This is a genomic window from Streptomyces sp. PsTaAH-137, from assembly GCF_003259365.1.
Taxonomy (GTDB): domain Bacteria; phylum Actinomycetota; class Actinomycetes; order Streptomycetales; family Streptomycetaceae; genus Streptomyces.
In genome coordinates, this window is the sequence record NZ_QLLY01000083.1 from 1 (window position 1) to 2,102 (window position 2,102).

The following is a 2,102-nucleotide window of genomic DNA, read 5'->3' on the forward strand; positions in this document are numbered from 1 at the left end:
GCCGGCCGACGGCGTCACCGCCCTGAACATGGACGAGCGGACGCAGTGGCCGACGGCCCAGGGCGCCCCCGACGACACGACCCGGACCGGGCCGCTGGACCCGGACCACGTCGCGTACGTGATGTTCACCTCCGGCTCCACGGGCAGGCCGAAGGGCGCCACCCTCACCCACCGCGGCGTGGTCGCCGGCGTGCGGGAGCTGGTGCGGGTGCTCGACGCGCCGGCCGGCTGGCGGATGCTCGCCGGCACCTCCGTCAACTTCGACGTCTCCGTCTTCGAACTGCTCACCACCCTGTCCACCGGCGGCACCGCCGAGCTGGTCGAGAACGCCCTGGACCTCGCGACACGCGACAGCTGGGACGGCCACGTCATCAGCGGCGTCCCCACGGTCCTCGCCGAACTCGTGCCCCACCTCCACAAGGCGCCGAACGTCCGCTCGGTCGTCTTCGCGGGCGACGTCCTGCCCGGACGCCTGGTGCGCCAGGTGCGCGAGGCCCTGCCCGCCGTACAGATCGTCAACTCCTACGGCCAGAGCGAGAGTTTCTACGCCACCACGTTCTCCCTCGCCGCGTCCGACGACTGGGCCGACGGCGAGGTCGCCCCCATCGGCACACCGCTGGGCGGCATGCGCGCCTACGTCCTCGGCCCCGGCCTCGCCCCCGCGCCGCAGGGCGTGATCGGCGAGCTGTACGTGGTCGGCACCTGCCTGGGCCGCGGCTACCACGGCCGCCCCGCCCTGACCGCGGAACGCTACGTCGCCAGCCCCTACGGCCCCGCCGGGGAGCGGATGTACCGCACGGGTGACCTCGCGCGCTGGAACGCGCAGGGGCAGCTGGAGTGCGTCGGCCGCGGCGACGGCCAGGTCAAGGTGCGCGGCTTCCGCATCGAGACCGCCGAGGTCGAGTCCGCGATCACCGCGCACCCCGGCATCAGCGAGGCCGTCGTCATCAGCCGCGAGGTGCCCGCCGGCGGCAAGCGGCTCGTCGCCTACGTCGTGCACACCGGAGAGGGCGGCGTCGGCGACGACGGCGCGGGCGGCATCGGCGACGTCGACGTGCTCGCCGGGGCGTCCGCCGCCGAGCTGCGCACCTTCGTCGCGGCCCGGCTGCCCGACTACATGGTCCCCTCCGCGTTCGTCGCGCTGGGCCGCCTGCCGCTCGGCCCGACCGGCAAGCTCGACCGCGCGGCCCTGCCCGAACCGGAGTTCCTGGGCGAGACCTACCGGGAGCCGCGCACCGAGGCCGAGCAGATCATCACCGGCGCCTACGCGGACGTGCTCGGCGTCGACCGGATCGGCATCGACGACGACTTCTTCGCGGTCGGCGGCGACAGCCTGCGCTCCATCCAGGTGGTGGCCCGCGCCCGCGCCCGCGGCCTGGAACTGTCCACCCGCGAGATCTTCGAGTGCCGCACGGCCGCCCGCCTCGCCGAGGTGGCCGCCGCCCGGCAGGGCCTGGCACCGGTCCTCGACGAGCTGGAGGGCGGCGGCGTCGGCCCGATGCCGTTGCAGCCCGTGGCCCGGGAGGTGTTCGGGCACGGCGGCGGGACGAACCGTTTCGCCATGTCGATGGTGCTCGAACTGCCCGAGACCGTCGACGCGGACGGACTCGCCGCGACGCTCGACGCCGTCCTGGACCGCCACGACCTGCTCCGCTCCCGCCTGGTCCCCGGCGACGAGCCCACCCTCGTGGCGGGCGAGGCCGGCACCGTGCGCGCGGCCGGCCTGATCCGCCGCGTCGACTGCGCCGGCCCCTTGCCGGCGCCGTCCGCGCTCGCCGACGCGAAGGCGGAGCTGTACGACGCGGTCGGCCGGCTCGACCCGGAGGCCGGGCGGATGGCGGACTTCGTCTGGTTCGCCCCGCAGTCGGGCCCCGGCCGGCTCCTCGTGGTGCTGCACCACCTGGTGGTCGACGGCGTCTCCTGGCGCATCCTGATGTCCGACCTCGCCGAGGCCTGGCAGCACGTCAGCGCCGGCCGGGCCCCCGAGCTGCCCCCCGTCGGCACCTCGGCCCGCCGCTGGGCGGCCGCCCTTCAGGACGAGGCCCTGAGCGAGGAGCGGGAGGCCGAGCTCGACCACTGGCGCGATCTCCTCGAAGACGTCA

1 protein-coding gene is annotated in these 2,102 nt (G+C 75.3%); it reads left to right on the forward strand.

The window, feature by feature from the left end:
- A partial coding sequence (locus tag K377_RS41005) for an AMP-binding protein (protein WP_146614874.1) occupies window positions 1-2,102 on the forward strand: 2,102 nt, incomplete at both ends.